This window comes from Paracoccus ferrooxidans (assembly GCF_029909815.1).
Lineage (GTDB): Bacteria > Pseudomonadota > Alphaproteobacteria > Rhodobacterales > Rhodobacteraceae > Paracoccus > Paracoccus versutus.
The window spans coordinates 2,413,075-2,428,499 of record NZ_CP038198.1 but is presented as its reverse complement, the minus strand read 5'-3'; the positions used below and the strand labels follow the sequence as shown (position 1 = coordinate 2,428,499).

Here is a 15,425-nt window from a genome sequence, read left to right as displayed (position 1 = left end):
ATGAAAAGGGCATTTTTTCGCCCGCCGCGCGTTTCTTTTCACTCGGCCGCGACCGCCGCCTGCGGGGTGTAGTTCAGGATCGGCGCCAGCCAACGCTCGACCTCGGGCACCGCCATCCCCTTGCGGTCGGCATAGTCCAGGACCTGGTCATGCTCGACCTTGGCGACGCCGAAGTAATAGGCCTCGGGATGGCCGATATAGAGGCCCGAGACCGAGGCGCCGGGCCACATCGCCATCGACTCGGTCAGCTCGACCCCGGTCGCCGCAGTCGCGTCCAGCAGCCTGAACAGCGTGACCTTTTCCGTGTGGTCGGGCTGGGCGGGATAGCCTGGCGCCGGGCGGATGCCCTTGTAGGGCTCGGCGATCAGCTCCTCGGGGGCGAAGCTTTCGTCGGAATAGCCCCAGTATTGCCGGCGCACCCGCTCGTGCATCATCTCGGCCAGCGCCTCGGCGAAACGGTCGGCCAAGGCCTGCACCAGGATGGCCGAGAAATCGTCATGCGCGGCCTTGAAGCGCTCGGCGATCTGCTGCTCTTCGCCGCCCGCCGTCACCACGAAGCCGCCGACATAGTCGCGATGCCCCTCGGGGGCGACGAAATCGGCCAGCGCCACGTTCGGGCGGCCGTCGCGCTTGCTGACCTGCTGGCGCAGCGTGTGCAGCGTCGCCAGTTCCGCCGCCCGGTCCTCGCCGGTGAAAAGCCGGATGTCGTCGCCAACCCGGTTCGCCGGCCAGAAGCCGACGACCGCCCGCGGCCGGAACCATTGCTCGTCGATGATCCGCTTCAGCATGGCCTGCGCATCGGCGAAAAGCTGGCGCGCCACCTCGCCCTGCTTTGCGTCCTCCAGGATGCGCGGATAGACGCCCTTCAGCTCCCAGGTCTGGAAGAACGGGGTCCAGTCGATATAGCGCGCGATCTCGGCAAGGTCGAAATCCTCGATCACGCGCGGGCCCAGGAACTCGGGCGCCTTGGCCTCGAACCCCGACCAGTCGACCCGCAGCGCATTGTCGCGGGCCGAGGCCAGCGGCAGGCGCTTCTTTTCCGCCTCGGCGCGGGCGTGCTTGTTGGCCACGTCCATGTATTCGGCACGGATAGTCTCGACATAGGCGTTCTTCTGGCCCGAGAGCAGGCTGCCCACCACCCCCACCGCGCGGCTGGCATCGGTGACATAGACCGCCTGCCCCTTCGCATAGCGCGGATGGATCTTGACCGCCGTATGCACGCGGCTCGTGGTCGCCCCGCCGATCAGCAGCGGAATGTCGAAACCCTCGCGCTCCATCTCGCTCGCGACATGCACCATCTCGTCCAGGGACGGGGTGATGAGGCCGGACAGGCCGATGATGTCCACCTTCTCGGCCTTGGCGGTTTCCAGGATCTTGGTCGCGGGCACCATCACGCCCAGGTCGATGATCTCGTAATTGTTGCAGGCCAGCACGACGCCGACGATGTTCTTGCCGATGTCGTGGACATCGCCCTTGACCGTCGCCATCAGCACCTTGCCGGCGCTGGAGGAACCGCCCGCGCCGCCCGCCGCGGCCTTCTCGGCCTCCATATAGGGCAGCAGATGCGCCACCGCCTGCTTCATCACCCGGGCCGATTTCACCACCTGCGGCAGGAACATCTTGCCGGCGCCGAACAGGTCGCCGACGACGTTCATCCCGGCCATCAGCGGGCCTTCGATCACATGCAGCGGGCGTTCGGCATTCAGTCGCGCCTGCTCGGTGTCCTCGTCGATATATTCGGTGATGCCGTTGACCAGGGCGTGCTCCAGCCGCTTCTCGACCGGCCATGTGCGCCAGGTCAGATCCTTTTCGCGCGCCTTGGCCCCGCCTTCGCCGCGGAAGCGCTCGGCGATCTCCAGCATGTTCTCGGTCGCCGTGCCGCCGGCCTTGGGCTTGCGGTTCAGCACCACGTCCTCGCAGGCCTCGCGCAGGCCCTCGTCGATCTGGTCATAGACCGCAAGCTGGCCCGCGTTGACGATGCCCATGTCCATGCCCGCCTGGATGGCGTGATACAGGAACACGGCATGCATCGCCTCGCGCACCGGCTCGTTGCCGCGGAAGCTGAAGGAAAGGTTCGAGACCCCGCCCGAGACATGCACATGCGGCAGGGCCTGGGTGATGCGCCGGGTCGCGCCGATGAAATCGACGCCGTAATTGTCATGCTCCTCGATCCCGGTCGCCACGGCAAAGATGTTCGGGTCGAAGATGATGTCCTGGGGCGGAAAGCCGACCTTGTTGACCAACAGGTCATAGGCGCGCGAGCAGATCTCGACCTTGCGGTTCTCGGTATCGGCCTGGCCGGTCTCGTCGAAGGCCATCACCACCACGGCCGCGCCATAGCGGCGGCAAAGCCGGGCCTGGGTCAGGAAGCTCTCCTCGCCCTCTTTCAGCGAGATCGAGTTCACGATCGCCTTGCCCTGGACGCATTTCAGCCCGGCCTCGATCACCTCCCATTTGGAGCTGTCGATCATCACCGGCACGCGGGCGATGTCGGGCTCGGCGGCGATCAGGTTCAGGTAGTCGATCATCGCCTGCTTCGAATCGATCAGCCCCTCGTCCATGTTGACGTCGATGATCTGGGCGCCGTTTTCCACCTGGTCGCGGGCCACGTCCAGCGCGGCGGCATAGTCGCCATTGGTGATGAGCTTGCGGAACCGGGCCGAGCCGGTGACGTTCGTCCGCTCGCCCACGTTCATGAAGGGGATGTCGTCGGTCTTGACGAAGGGCTCCAGCCCCGACAGGCGCAGGCGCGGCTCGATCTCGGGGATCTCGCGCGGCGGCAGCTCGGCCACGGCGCGGGCGATGGCGGCGATATGCTCGGGGGTCGAGCCGCAGCAGCCGCCCACCACGTTCACCAGCCCCTCGCGGGCGAACTCGGCGACCTGCGCCGCCATCTCCTCGGGCGATTCGTCATACTGGCCCATCTCGTTGGGCAGGCCGGCGTTGGGATAGGCGCAGATCAGCGTGTCGGCGACGGCGGAAAGCTCGGCCAGGTGCGGGCGCATGGCGGCGGCGCCAAGCGCGCAGTTCAGGCCCACGGTGATCGGCGCGGCATGGGACATGGAATGCCAGAAGGCGGTCGGCGTCTGGCCCGACAGCGTGCGGCCGGAAAGGTCGGTGATGGTGCCCGAGATCATCACCGGCAGGCGCTGGCCCTTTTCCTCGAACACCTCCTCGCAGGCGAAGATCGCGGCCTTGGCGTTCAGCGTGTCGAAGATGGTCTCGATCAGGATCAGGTCGGCGCCGCCGTCGATCAGCCCGCGGATCTGCTCGGCATAGGCGATGCGCAGCTCGTCGAAGGTGACGGCGCGGTAGCCGGGATTGTTCACGTCCGGGCTGATCGAGGCGGTGCGGTTGGTCGGCCCCAGCGCGCCGGCGACCCAGCGCACCCGCCCGTCCTCGGCCGTGGCGCGGTCGAGCGCCTGCCGCGCGATGCGGGCGCCGTGCAGGTTCAGGTCATAGACCGCCGCCTGCATGCCATAGTCGGCCTGCGCGATGGTGGTCGAGGAAAAGGTGTTGGTCTCGACGATATCCGCGCCCGCCTTGGCATAGCGATAGTGGATCTCCTCGATCGCCTTGGGCTGGGTCAGGTTCAGCAGGTCGTTGTTGCCCTGCTGCGGATGCTCGCCCGGCGCCGGCGGATGGCAGCCGCAGGCGCAGCCCGTGCCATGGCCGGCGAAATCCGCCTCCTTCAGGCCAAGCTGCTGGATCTGCGTCCCCATCGCGCCGTCGAGGATCAGGATGCGTTCGCGCGCAGCCGCGCGCAGGGCGTCGAAGACGGGGGAAAGGGGCAAGGTCATGGTCCAGGGTCCGCGCGTTTCATCAAATGTGCTGTATAGCCGCAGACAGGCATTTAGTGAAATTCAACATCCGCACAATGATCTTGCATCGGATTCATGATCCGGCCCCGCGGATTCGTCATCTGCCCCGCTTCTTCGTTGCGGAAATACCCTCGGGGGCGTGGGGGCAGACAGCCCCCACCGCGAACCGATCCGCCGGAACCGCCCCCGCCCCCTTGCGACGGCCCGCGGCCGGGAATATCTCACCGCCCATGACCGAATGGATCACCGCCCCCGGCCTTACCGATTATCTTGAAGCCGTCGCCTTCATGGAGGCGCGCGCCGCCGCCGTCGCCGAGGGCCGGGCGGACGAGCTGGTCTGGCTGGTCGAGCACCCGCCGCTCTACACCGCCGGCACCTCGGCGCGCGCGGCCGACCTGCTCGAGGCGCGCTTTCCGGTGCATGCCGTCGGCCGCGGCGGGCAATACACCTATCACGGGCCGGGCCAGCGCGTGGTCTATGTCATGCTGGACCTGAACCGCCGCGGCCGCGACGTGCGCGCCTTCGTCAAGGCCCTGGAATCCTGGGTCATCGACGCGCTGGCCGAGTTCAACCTCAAGGGCGAGATCCGCGACGGCCGCGTCGGCGTCTGGATCGCGCGCCCCGACAAGGCGTCGCTGCCTGACGGCTCGATGCGCGAGGACAAGATCGCCGCCATCGGCGTCAAGCTGCGCCGCTGGGTCAGCTTCCACGGCATTTCGATCAACGTCGAGCCGGACCTGGGCCATTACGCCGGCATCGTGCCCTGCGGCATCCAGGGCCATGGCGTGACCAGCCTGGTGGACATGGGCCTGCCCGTCGGCATGGGCGACCTGGACCTGGCGCTGCGCCGCAGCTTCGCGCGCAATTTCCCCCCGCTCGGCGGCTGATTTTCGCCCTGCGACATATTCACCCTTCACCGTCCTGCGACCTTTTTCCGGTGTTCGGACGGCTTGACGCATGATAGCCCTGTCAAGGCGGGAGGCGGAGAGGTCCGCTCCCCCGGAAAAAGCGATTACCCAAGAGGAAACGCGATGAAGATCAGCATCTATGCCACTCTCGCCGCCCTGTCCCTCGCCCTGCCCGCCGTGGCCCAGGAAGGCGACGCCGCCAAAGGCGAGAAGGAATTCAACAAGTGCAAGGCCTGCCACATGGTCCAGGCACCGGACGGCACCGACATCGTCAAGGGCGGCAAGACCGGGCCGAACCTCTACGGCGTCGTCGGCCGCAAGATCGCCTCGGTCGAAGGCTTCAAATACGGCGACGGCATCCTTGAAGTGGCGGAAAAGAACCCCGACATGGTCTGGTCCGAGGCCGACCTGATCGAATACGTCACCGATCCCAAGCCCTGGCTGGTCGAGAAGACCGGCGATTCGGCCGCCAAGACCAAGATGACCTTCAAGCTCGGCAAGAACCAGGCCGACGTGGTCGCCTTCCTGGCCCAGCACTCGCCCGATGCGGGTGCCGAGACGGCCCCTGCCGAAGGCGCCGCGAACTGACCAGCGACCCCCGGAACGGCGCGCCCCTGCCTGCGGCAAAACCGCGCAGGGGCGCGACTTTTAGTCCCTTCTTCGCATTGCGAGGGGTAGGAATGTGGGCTAGAAACTTAGCGAGTCCGCTGGCCCTTGGGCCGGCCAGCCGCATGTCTAGGGAGTCCACGCATGGCAGACGCAGCCGTTCACGGCCACGGTGACCATCATGACACCCGCGGGTTCTTCACCCGCTGGTTCATGTCAACAAACCACAAGGATATCGGTATCCTTTACCTGTTCACGGCCGGCATCGTCGGTCTGATCTCGGTCTGCTTCACCGTCTATATGCGGATGGAATTGCAGCATCCCGGCGTGCAATACATGTGCGTCGAGGGCGCGCGCCTCATCGCCGACGCCTCGGCGGAATGCACGCCGAACGGGCATCTTTGGAACGTCATGATCACCTATCACGGGGTGCTGATGATGTTCTTCGTGGTCATCCCGGCCCTGTTTGGCGGTTTCGGCAACTATTTCATGCCGCTGCATCTCGGCGCCCCGGACATGGCCTTCCCGCGGCTGAACAACCTCAGCTACTGGATGTATGTCTGCGGCGTGGCCCTGGGCGTGGCCTCGCTGCTGGCGCCGGGCGGCAACGACCAGATGGGCTCGGGCGTGGGCTGGGTGCTCTATCCGCCGCTCTCGACCACCGAGGCCGGCTATTCCATGGACCTGGCGATCTTTGCCGTCCATGTCTCGGGCGCCAGCTCGATCCTGGGCGCGATCAACATCATCACCACCTTCCTCAACATGCGCGCGCCGGGGATGACGCTGTTCAAGGTGCCGCTGTTCGCCTGGTCGGTCTTCATCACCGCCTGGCTGATCCTGCTGTCGCTGCCGGTGCTGGCGGGCGCCATCACCATGCTGCTGATGGACCGCAACTTCGGCACCCAGTTCTTCGACCCGGCCGGCGGCGGCGACCCGGTGCTCTACCAGCATATCCTGTGGTTCTTCGGCCACCCCGAGGTCTATATCATCATCCTGCCCGGCTTCGGCATCATCAGCCACGTCATCTCGACCTTCGCGCGCAAGCCGATCTTCGGCTACCTGCCGATGGTGCTGGCCATGGCGGCCATCGGCATCCTGGGCTTCGTGGTCTGGGCGCATCACATGTATACCGCCGGCATGTCCTTGACCCAGCAGGCCTATTTCATGCTGGCCACCATGACCATCGCGGTGCCGACAGGCATCAAGGTGTTCTCGTGGATCGCCACCATGTGGGGCGGCTCGATCGAGTTCAAGACGCCGATGCTCTGGGCCTTCGGCTTCCTGTTCCTGTTCACCGTCGGCGGCGTGACCGGCGTGGTGCTGAGCCAGGCGCCGCTGGACCGGGTCTATCACGACACCTATTACGTCGTCGCCCACTTCCACTATGTGATGTCGCTGGGCGCGGTCTTCGCGATCTTCGCCGGGGTCTATTACTGGATCGGCAAGATGTCGGGCCGGCAATACCCGGAATGGGCCGGCAAGCTGCATTTCTGGATGATGTTCATCGGCTCGAACCTGATCTTCTTCCCGCAGCACTTCCTGGGCCGCCAGGGCATGCCGCGCCGCTACATCGACTATCCGGTCGAGTTCGCCTACTGGAACAACATCTCCTCGATCGGCGCCTATATCAGCTTCGCGTCCTTCCTGTTCTTCATCGGCATCGTGTTCTACACGCTCTTCGCCGGCAAGCGCGTGAACGTGCCGAACTACTGGAACGAGCATGCCGACACGCTGGAATGGACCCTGCCCTCGCCGCCGCCGGAGCATACCTTCGAGACCCTGCCCAAGCGCGAGGACTGGGATCGCGCCCAGGCGCATTGATCCCGCGCATTGAACGATGCCCTACGCATGGCATGACGCGGCCCCGGAGCAATCCGGGGCCGTCTGCTTTCGGCTCGAGATCTGGCCGCACCGCTCGCTGTCCCGGCGGGGCTTCGTCTGGGTCATCTCGCTGACCGCCGCGGGACTGGCGCTGCCCCTGCTGGCAGTGGTCGGATCGAAGGTGCTTTGGGGGCTCCTGCCCTTTGCCGCCCTGGCGGTCTGGGGGCTATGGCAGGGCATCGCGCGCAGCTATGGCGCGGCGCATGAGGTGATGCTGGTCGGACGCGACCGCCTGATCCTGACCCGCAGCGATCCCGGACGGCCGGACCGCATCTGGCAGACCAACCCCTATTGGGTGCGCACCGCCCTGCGCCAGAACGGCCCGGTCGAGGATTACCTGGTGCTGACCGACGGCCAGCGCGAGGTCGAGTTGGGCGCCTTCCTTTCGCCCGAGGAGCGGGTGGCGCTGCGGGACGATCTGGAGCGGCGGCTGGCCGGGCTGCGCTAGATGGGCCGGCCTGGCCGTCGCAGGCCATGGCTGCAGAACAGGTCAGCCGTCGACGCGAATCGCCTTGTTTTCCGGGCCATAGGAGCGGTCCCCGATCACGACCGCCTTCCACAGCGCGCGGCATGCGCAGCTTCAGCCTCGTGCCCGGCTGGGCCAGGTCCGGGCGAACATAGCCCAGGCCGAGGGACTTGCCAAAGGCCCGCGACCCGCCGCCCGACCCTTTCGCCGGCCGCATAAGGCGCCTGGCGCCCCAGCGTTAGGCGTCAGGCGGCCGCTCAGCCGGATCACCTCTTTGCGGCGGATAGCCCCTGCAGGCATCGCCTGCTCAGTTGAACGCCTTCTCCAGATCGACGAAGCGGTCCAGCCCGGAGCGGCACCGCATCGCGGCCGAGGCGCGATAGCCCCTTTCCTCCCGCGGCCAGTTCTGCACCCGCCGACCCCCTCCAGCCCATGCCTTTCGCGACCCGCCGCTCCCGGAGACGGCCGCCGAACGCGACCAGATCCCAGTTCGCCCATACAGGCGACGCAGATGGCGCGGACAGGGCACATGCCCGGCCCGGTATTGCGCATCGGCCGTCAACACGTCGCGCTCGACCGGCAGCGTCACCCCGCGCGGGCCAGGTGCAGCGCGATGCTGCAGCCCACGGCACCGCCTCCGATCCCAAGGGCCAGCACGGGGGTTTTCACGGCGAGCCCCTGCCCCGCTTCCCCGCCGATCAAATGCCGGAACGACGCGCGGCACTGCCGTTCCCCCCGACACGATCCTGGCAAAGAAACGACATGAGACATCCGGGCCGTCAGGCCAAAACGCCCCGGAAAACCGGGGCGCCAGGGTCACAGCATCGAGGGCACCACCAGGTCCGGTGGCCGGTGGCCATCGGCGAAGGTCTTGATATTGATGATGACTTTTTCGCCCATCTCAACCCGCCCCTCGATCGTGGCCGAGCCCATATGCGGCAGCAGCACGACATTGGGCAATTCGCGCAGGCGGGGGTTGATCTCGTGCCCATGCTCGAAGACGTCAAGGCCGGCGCCGGCGATCTCGCCCGCGCGCAGCATCCGGGTCAAGGCATTCTCGTCGATCACCTCGCCGCGCGAGGTGTTGATGATCACGGCCGAAGGCTTCATCAGCTTCAGCCGCCGCGCGTTCAGCAGGTGGAAGGTCGAGGGGGTATGCGGCGCGTTCACCGAGACGATGTCCATGCGCGCCAGCATCTGGTCCAGGCTTTCCCAATAGGTCGCCTGCAACTCGGCCTCGATCTCGGGGCGCAGGCGGCGGCGGTTGTGGTAATGCACCTGCATGCCGAAGACATTCGCCCGCCGCGCCACCGCCTGGCCGATGCGGCCCATGCCCAGGATGCCAAGGCGCCGCCCGCCCAGCCGCCCGCCCAGATGCGCGGTCGGCGACCAGCCGTGCCAGCGGCCGGCCTGCATCTCGGCCATGCCCTCGGGCAGGCGGCGGGTGACGCCCAGGATCAGCGCCATGACCACGTCCGCGGTGTCCTCGGTCACCACGCCCGGCGTGTTGCTGACCAGGATGCCGCGCTGGCGGGCGGAATGCACGTCGACATGGTCCACGCCCGCGCCGTAATTGGCGATCAGCTTCAGCTTGTCGCCGGCCTGGGCCAGCATGGCCGCGTCGATCTGATCGGTGATCGTCGGCACCAGCACGTCCGAGACGCGCATGGCGGCCACCAGTTCCTCGCGACTCATCCGGTGGTCGTCGGCATTCAGCGAAACGTCGAAAAGCTCGGACATCCGGGTCTCGACCGCCTCGGGCAGCCGCCGGGTCACGGTAACTTTAAGGCGCGAGCGGGTCGGATCGGTCGCATGAACGGCGGGCATGGTCGCTCCTCTCTTCCAAAGCCGGGCGGCTTTTGGCAAAGTGCCCGCGATGCGGGGCAGGCACAAGACCCCGAAAAAGCAGGACGGGCAGATGAAGCAAGGACAGGTCTGGCTTGGCGCCGCGATACTGGCGACGGTGGCGTGCTTGGGATCGGCGGCGCTGGCGCAAACCACCGATCCGGGCGAAACGCTGGACGCTAAGCAGATCCCCGGCCTGTCCGCCGATGCGACGATCAGCCGCCACCAGGACGGCCGGCGTGACCCGAATCGCGGCTCTGTCACCAACCTGCCGCTGCCGCGCTATGTCAGCCTGAAGGGGGGCGAGGGCAACGCCCGGCGCGGCCCCAGCCTGTCGCATCGCATCGACTGGGTGTTCCGCCATGCCGGCATGCCCCTGCGCGTGGTGGCCGAGTTCGGCCATTGGCGCCGGGTCGAGGACCAGGACGGCGCCGGCGGCTGGGTGCATTATTCGCTGCTGTCGGGCGTGCGCACCGCCATCGTGACCAAGGACATGCTGGACCTGCTCGCCCGCCCCGAGCCGCGCGCCGAGGTGGTGGCGCGGGCCGAGGCCGGCGCCATCGTCCGGCTGCACGAATGCAGCATCGACTGGTGCCGGGTCTCGGGCGGCGGGGAAAAGGGCTGGGTGCCCAAGACGACGATCTGGGGCGTCGACCCGGACGAGATCCGCGACTGAGACCCGCGCGCCGGCGGGTCAGCCGGCCTTGCGGATCACCACATGGCCCAGCGAGACGCGCATCCAGGCAAAGCGCGAGGCGCGCGGCGTGCCGGCACCGAAATCGGGATGGGTCATGTCCTCGGCCCCGCATTCGTCGATCAGTTCCTTGACGAAGCCGACCATGCCGCGGTCATGGCCGTGAAACCGCCGCCGCACCAGGTTCCAGCGCATCCAGCCGGTCAGCTTGCCCAGCGGGGAAACCGCCTGCGCCAGCCCCGAACGATGCAGCCTGTCGAGCAGCCTTTCACGGGGAGAAAGCCGGGGCGGCCGGGGGTGATAGGATTTGCCGTCGGGATATTGCCGCCAGTATCCGGTGCCCCAATCCTCGATAAAGTAATATCCGCCCGGCTTGAGATGGTTTTCGAAAAGATGCCAGAAACTGATGCGGGACAATTGCCCCACATGCGAGGCATCGTCGATGATGACGTCGAAACCCCGCGGCGCCCGTTCCGCCGCCATCCGGTCCAGAACCGCCCTGTCCTGCTGTTCGCCGACATAGCAGCGCACCCGGCCGCTTTCGAAACGTGCCTCGCAGGGCTTGATGTCCAGCCCGGTGATCTTGGCATTCGGCAGCCAGGATTCCCAGTGTCTTAGCGAATCGCCGCGCGCTATTCCCAATTCCAGCAATCGCAGCGGCTGCATGCGAAGAGGGCCGATATATTTCTCGTAATTGACGAAATAATGTCGAAGCCCCATCTTGTCGATCGGCACTTCATCGACGCTTTTCATCGAGGCCGCATTGGAAACCCGCATGCCTTCCTCCCGGACAGATCACCGCCTACTTTCTAAAAACTGCCTGGAAAGGATAGGCCGGGGCTGCCGGGCCATCAAGGAATTGGCACCCCGCCTGCCGGAATAGACGGGTTGATATCAACCTGGCAGCGACCGACCCTCAGTTCATATTTCCTGTGGTTGTGCAATCCGCCATGGAAGCCGCCGAACCGCGACGAAGCGGCGGATTCGCGCAAGCCCTTGCCCGGCGAATCGCGCCTTTGCGAAAGCGGCGGTCAGCGGGCCTCGGGCAGAAGCCCACGCCCCTTCAGCAGCGCCTCGACGCCGGGGGTCCGGCCGCGGAACTTCAGCCACAGTTCGTCGGCCGGCAGGGAATCGCCCTTGGAGAGGATCCATTCCTCCAGCCGCCGCGCGGTTTCCGCGTCGAAGGGATCGCCCTTTTCCAGGAAGGCCGCGAAAGCGTCGGCATCCATCACCTCTGACCACATGTAGCTGTAATAGCCCGAGGAATAGCCGTCGCCGGAAAACACATGCGCGAAATGCGGCGTGGCATGGCGCATGGGGATCGCGGCGGGCGCGCCCAGTTCCGCCAGCACCTCGGCCTGCCGCGCCATCGGATCGGCGGGCGGCGCGCCGCGGTGAAAGGCCAGGTCCACCAGCGCGCTTTCCAGGTATTCGGTGGTGGCAAAGCCCTGGTCGGCATTGCCGGCCGCCAGCATGCGGTCGCGCAGCGCGGCGGGCAGCGGCGCCCCGGTCTCGGCATGGCGGGCGTGGCGGTCCAGCACCTCGGGCCGTTCCAGCCAATGCTCGAAAAGCTGGCTCGGCAATTCGACGAAATCCCGCGCCACCGAGGTGCCCGAGATCGAGGGCCAGGACACGTCCGACAGGATGTGATGCAGCGCATGGCCGAATTCGTGGAACAGCGTATGCGCATCGTCCCAGGACAGATAGGCCGGCGCGCCCGCGGCCTCGGGCGGGGTAAAGTTGCAGACATTGGTGACGATCGGCCGCTGTCCCTCGCCGATCTTGTGCTGCTGTTGCAGCGACGAACACCAGGCCCCCGACCGCTTGCCGGGCCGGGCGAAGTAATCGCCGACGAAGACCGCCATGCGCCGGCCGTCCCGCGTCACCTCCCAGGCACGGGCATCGGGCGACCAGAGCGGCGCGTCGAATGCCCGCATCTCGATGCCGAACAGGCGCTGCGCGGTGTCGAAGACCGCGCCCAGCATCGCCTCCAGTGTCAGGTAGGGCTTGACCTCGGCCTCGTCGAGATCGTGTTCGGCCTTGCGCCGGCGCTCGGCATAGAAGCGCCAGTCCCAGGGCTCCAGCGCGCCGTTCACGCCGTCCTCGCGCAGCATGGTGGTCAGGCGCTTGGCATCGGCCTCGGCCCGCGTCTTGGCGGCCGCCCAGACCTGGGTCAGCAGCGCCTCGACATTCTCGGCGCTGCGGGCCATCTCGGGCTCCAGCTTGTAGCTGGCGAAATCCTCGTAGCCCAGAAGCCGGGCGCGCTCGTGCCGCAATTGCAGGATCTCGGCGGCGATGGGGCGGTTGTCGGTCGCAGCCCCGCCGGCCCCTGCGCCCGAGCCGCGCGCGCCCCAGGCCCGCCAGGCCGCCTCGCGCAGGGCGCGATCTTCGGCATATTCCAGGAAGGGCACGATCAGCGAGCGGTTCAGCGTCACCACCTGCCCCGGCATCCCGCGTTCGCGCGCCGCCGCCCGCATGGCGCGGACCAGCCAGTCGGGCAGGCCGGCCAGCTGGTCGTCGGCCACGCCCATGGCAAAGTCGCGCTCATCCGCCAGCACGTTCTGGGCGAAATCGGTCGACAGCACCGCCAGCCGCTCGCGGATTGCCGCCATGCGCTCGCGCGCCGCGCCGGTCAGGCCGGCGCCCGCCCGGCGCAGCCCGCGCAGGGTCAGCTCGGTCAGGCGGCGGTCCTCGGGGGCAAGCTCGACGGCGTCCTGCATCACCGCCTCGACCCGGTCGAACAGCCTCGGGTCCATGCTGACCTTGCTGCCATGCGCGGCCAGGCGCGGGGCGATGCGGCGCTGCAGATCCTCGCGCACGGGGTTGGAATCGACGCCGGCCAGGGTGAAGAAGATGGCACAGAGCCGGTTCAGCGGCTCCTCGGCCGTCTCGAGCGCGGCGACGGTGTTGGCAAAGCTCGGCGGCGCGGGATTGGCGGCGATGGTCTCGACCGCCTCCTCGGCCATGTTCAGGCAGGCGTCGAAGGCCGGGTCGAAATCCTCGTCGCGGATCAGGTCGAAACGCGGCAGGCCCAGCGGGCCGGTCCAATGCGTCAGTTCGGGGTTCATGCGAGCCTCCTTTTCCGGCCGGGAGTGTTTCAGCCTGCGCGGAAATGTCCAGAGCCGCAGGCGGGGCAATCGGCGCGTCGCGCGATTTTCATCAGCCGGTTTTCGCCATAAAGCCCGTCGAAGATCAGCATCCGGCCGCGCAGGGGCTCGCCGGCCCGCGCGATCAGCTTGATCGCCTCCAGCGCCATCAGGCTGCCGACGACGCCGGGCAGTGGGCCGACGACGCCCGCCTCGGCGCAGGCGGGCGCAAGGCCGGCGGCCGGGGCATCGGGAAAGATGCAGGCCATGCAGGGCGCGCCGTGGCGCGGATCCCAGATCGTCACCTGCCCTTCCCATTGCGCGATGGCGCCGGCGACCAAGGGCACGCCGGCGGCGATGCAGGCCGCGTTCACCGCGCTGCGGGCGGCGAAGCTGTCGGTGCCGTCCAGCACCAGGTCATGTTCGGCAACCAGCGCGGCATCCTCGGCCCCGATGCGGCGGTTCAGCGCCGTGACCTCGACATGCGGGTTCAGCGCCAGCATGGCATCGCGCGCGGCCTCGGCCTTGGGGCGGCCGTCGTCGGCGCTGCGAAAGATCACCTGGCGCTGCAGGTTCGACAGCCCGACCCGGTCGTCGTCGGCAACGGTGATCCGGCCCACGCCGGCGGCGGCAAGGTAAAGGCAGACCGGCGCGCCCAGCCCGCCTGCGCCCACGACCAGCACGCGGGCGCGCCGCAGCGCCGCCTGCCCCGGCCCGCCCAGCTCGCGCAGCACGATATGGCGGGCATAACGATCCAGTTCCGGGTCCGAAAGCGGGCCGGCCGGCTCGGGCACGGGCGGGTCAGGCAAGGGGATGGCGCGGCGATGCAGCTGCCGCAGCAGTAGGCGATAGCCCAGCCCCAGCGCCACCACGCCGCCGGCCAGCCCCCAGACCCGAGGATCGCCGCCGACCAGTCGCGCCAGGGCGCTGCCGGGCCCCAGCACCAGCGCGGCGATGGCGGCCAGCCACAGGGCCGCGACCCCCGCCCAGCCGCGCCATTCCGGCCAGCCAAGCAGGCGCGCCGCGACCAGCACGGCAAGCATGAGAAGAAGGATCAGCACGGGCTCAGCCCCGCCCGGTCGAGCCGAAGCCGCCTTCGCCGCGCGCGGTCTGCTCCAGCGCCTCGGCCATGACATAGGCGGCGCGGGTCACGGGGGCGATCACCGCCTGGGCGATGCGCTCGCCATGCTGGATCGCATAGGGCTGCGGGCCCAGGTTGATCATGATGACCCCCAGCGGCCCGCGATAGTCGCTGTCGATGGTGCCGGGCGTGTTGGGCAGCGTCACCCCATGCTTCAGCGCCAGGCTGGAGCGGGGGCGGATCTGCATCTCGTAGCCCTCGGGGATCTGCACGCGCAGCCCGGTAGGCACCAGGCGGATCTGGCCGGGTTCAAGCAGCAGCTCGGCCCCGCCCAGATCGGCCCGCAGGTCGGCGCCGGCCGAGCCCTGGGTCTGGTATTCGGGCAGGGGCAGCGCCGGGTCAGCGCCCGGTTCGCGCAGAACCAGAATCGTCACCTCGGCCGCCATCCCCAAAGCCCCTTATTTCGGCGAGATCATCATGACCATCTGGCGCCCTTCCAGCTTGGGCATGGATTCGACCTTGCCCGCCTCGCCGACATCGGCGGCGACGCGGTTCAGAAGCTCGACCCCAAGCTGCTGGTGCGCCATCTCGCGGCCGCGGAAGCGCAGGGTGATCTTGACCTTGTCGCCCTCGGCCAGGAACTTCATGACCGAGCGCATCTTGACGTCGTAATCATGGGTATCGGTTCCAGGACGGAACTTGATCTCCTTGATTTCGATGATCTTTTGCTTCTTGCGGGCCTCGGCCTCGCGCTTTTGCTGTTCATACTTGAACTTGCCCAGGTCCATGATCTTGCAGACCGGGGGCGTGGCATTCGGTGAGATCTCGACAAGATCCAGCCCGGCTTCCTGTGCAAGCTCCAGACCGCGGGCGGGTGTCACGACGCCGACATTCTCGCCTTCGGGACCGATCAGGCGGATTTCGGCGACTCGGATGCGCTCGTTGACGCGGGGGCCGGTGTCACGGGTGGGCGGAGCGTTATGCGGTCTGCGGGCTATGGCTGTCTTCCTTGTGTTGCCAGGGGTTCCGGGCGGTTA

General features: G+C 67.5%; 12 protein-coding genes. 5 read left to right on the top strand and 7 right to left on the bottom strand.

From position 1 onward, the window contains the following. Positions 1-38: 38 nt before the first annotated feature. Positions 39-3,800 carry a methionine synthase gene (metH, locus tag E3U26_RS12210; protein WP_499104958.1) on the bottom strand — a complete coding sequence of 1,254 codons (3,762 nt, stop codon included), beginning with the start codon at positions 3,798-3,800 and terminating at the stop codon, positions 39-41. A 251-nt stretch (positions 3,801-4,051) separates the two neighbouring features. Between metH and lipB the strand changes: the two genes are divergently transcribed. From lipB to E3U26_RS12190, 4 genes are all read left to right on the top strand, one after another. Beyond that, on the top strand, positions 4,052-4,708 hold the full coding sequence (gene lipB, locus E3U26_RS12205) for a lipoate-protein ligase B (RefSeq protein ID WP_499104957.1): 657 nt from the start codon (positions 4,052-4,054) through the stop codon (positions 4,706-4,708). Between the two features lie 144 nt (positions 4,709-4,852). Further along, entirely contained in the window at positions 4,853-5,317 is a 465-nt protein-coding gene (locus E3U26_RS12200; RefSeq protein ID WP_072461543.1) for a c-type cytochrome, read from the top strand. Between the two features lie 162 nt (positions 5,318-5,479). Beyond that, the gene (gene ctaD / locus E3U26_RS12195; RefSeq protein WP_036751695.1) at positions 5,480-7,156 is read left to right on the top strand and encodes a cytochrome c oxidase subunit I; all 1,677 of its coding nucleotides are present in this window, start codon (positions 5,480-5,482) and stop codon (positions 7,154-7,156) included. Positions 7,157-7,172: 16 nt separating this feature from the next. Continuing rightward, complete coding sequence (locus E3U26_RS12190) at positions 7,173-7,664, top strand: DUF2244 domain-containing protein (RefSeq protein ID WP_499104956.1); 492 nt, start codon at positions 7,173-7,175, stop codon at positions 7,662-7,664. Between the two features lie 834 nt (positions 7,665-8,498). Here the strand turns inward: E3U26_RS12190 and E3U26_RS12185 are convergent. Continuing rightward, positions 8,499-9,509, bottom strand: a complete 1,011-nt coding sequence (locus E3U26_RS12185) for a 2-hydroxyacid dehydrogenase (protein ID WP_036751699.1) — start codon at positions 9,507-9,509, stop codon at positions 8,499-8,501. Positions 9,510-9,600: 91 nt separating this feature from the next. Between E3U26_RS12185 and E3U26_RS12180 the strand changes: the two genes are divergently transcribed. Then, positions 9,601-10,203: an SH3 domain-containing protein gene (locus E3U26_RS12180; RefSeq protein WP_243786219.1), complete on the top strand. Its 603-nt coding sequence runs from the start codon at positions 9,601-9,603 to the stop codon at positions 10,201-10,203. Between the two features lie 18 nt (positions 10,204-10,221). Here E3U26_RS12180 and E3U26_RS12175 read toward each other — a convergent pair whose 3' ends face one another. From E3U26_RS12175 to infC, 5 genes are all read right to left on the bottom strand, one after another. After that, on the bottom strand, positions 10,222-10,998 hold the full coding sequence (locus E3U26_RS12175) for a class I SAM-dependent methyltransferase (RefSeq protein ID WP_036751701.1): 777 nt from the start codon (positions 10,996-10,998) through the stop codon (positions 10,222-10,224). Between the two features lie 254 nt (positions 10,999-11,252). Beyond that, on the bottom strand, positions 11,253-13,289 hold the full coding sequence (locus tag E3U26_RS12170) for a M3 family metallopeptidase (RefSeq protein ID WP_499104955.1): 2,037 nt from the start codon (positions 13,287-13,289) through the stop codon (positions 11,253-11,255). A gap of 29 nt (positions 13,290-13,318) precedes the next feature. Then, the gene (locus E3U26_RS12165) at positions 13,319-14,368 is read right to left on the bottom strand and encodes a HesA/MoeB/ThiF family protein (protein ID WP_499104954.1); all 1,050 of its coding nucleotides are present in this window, start codon (positions 14,366-14,368) and stop codon (positions 13,319-13,321) included. A gap of 4 nt (positions 14,369-14,372) precedes the next feature. Further along, positions 14,373-14,834, bottom strand: coding sequence for a dUTP diphosphatase (gene dut / locus E3U26_RS12160; protein ID WP_036751707.1), 462 nt, complete (start codon positions 14,832-14,834; stop codon positions 14,373-14,375). A 12-nt stretch (positions 14,835-14,846) separates the two neighbouring features. Further along, on the bottom strand, positions 14,847-15,299 hold the full coding sequence (infC, locus tag E3U26_RS12155; RefSeq protein ID WP_243700221.1) for a translation initiation factor IF-3: 453 nt from the start codon (positions 15,297-15,299) through the stop codon (positions 14,847-14,849). Positions 15,300-15,425 lie beyond the last annotated feature (126 nt).

Excerpts from the sequence above, each read along its gene's own strand:
- E3U26_RS12200 (WP_072461543.1), top strand. The coding sequence starts at position 4,853 with ATGAAGATCAGCATCTATGCCACTCTCGCCGCCCTGTCCCTCGCCCTG.
- E3U26_RS12180 (WP_243786219.1), top strand. The coding sequence starts at position 9,601 with ATGAAGCAAGGACAGGTCTGGCTTGGCGCCGCGATACTGGCGACGGTG.
- metH (WP_499104958.1), bottom strand. The coding sequence starts at position 3,800 with ATGACCTTGCCCCTTTCCCCCGTCTTCGACGCCCTGCGCGCGGCTGCG.
- E3U26_RS12170 (WP_499104955.1), bottom strand. The coding sequence starts at position 13,289 with ATGAACCCCGAACTGACGCATTGGACCGGCCCGCTGGGCCTGCCGCGT.
- ctaD (WP_036751695.1), top strand. The coding sequence starts at position 5,480 with ATGGCAGACGCAGCCGTTCACGGCCACGGTGACCATCATGACACCCGC.
- E3U26_RS12185 (WP_036751699.1), bottom strand. The coding sequence starts at position 9,509 with ATGCCCGCCGTTCATGCGACCGATCCGACCCGCTCGCGCCTTAAAGTT.
- E3U26_RS12175 (WP_036751701.1), bottom strand. The coding sequence starts at position 10,998 with ATGCGGGTTTCCAATGCGGCCTCGATGAAAAGCGTCGATGAAGTGCCG.
- E3U26_RS12190 (WP_499104956.1), top strand. The coding sequence starts at position 7,173 with ATGCCCTACGCATGGCATGACGCGGCCCCGGAGCAATCCGGGGCCGTC.
- dut (WP_036751707.1), bottom strand. The coding sequence starts at position 14,834 with ATGGCGGCCGAGGTGACGATTCTGGTTCTGCGCGAACCGGGCGCTGAC.
- lipB (WP_499104957.1), top strand. The coding sequence starts at position 4,052 with ATGACCGAATGGATCACCGCCCCCGGCCTTACCGATTATCTTGAAGCC.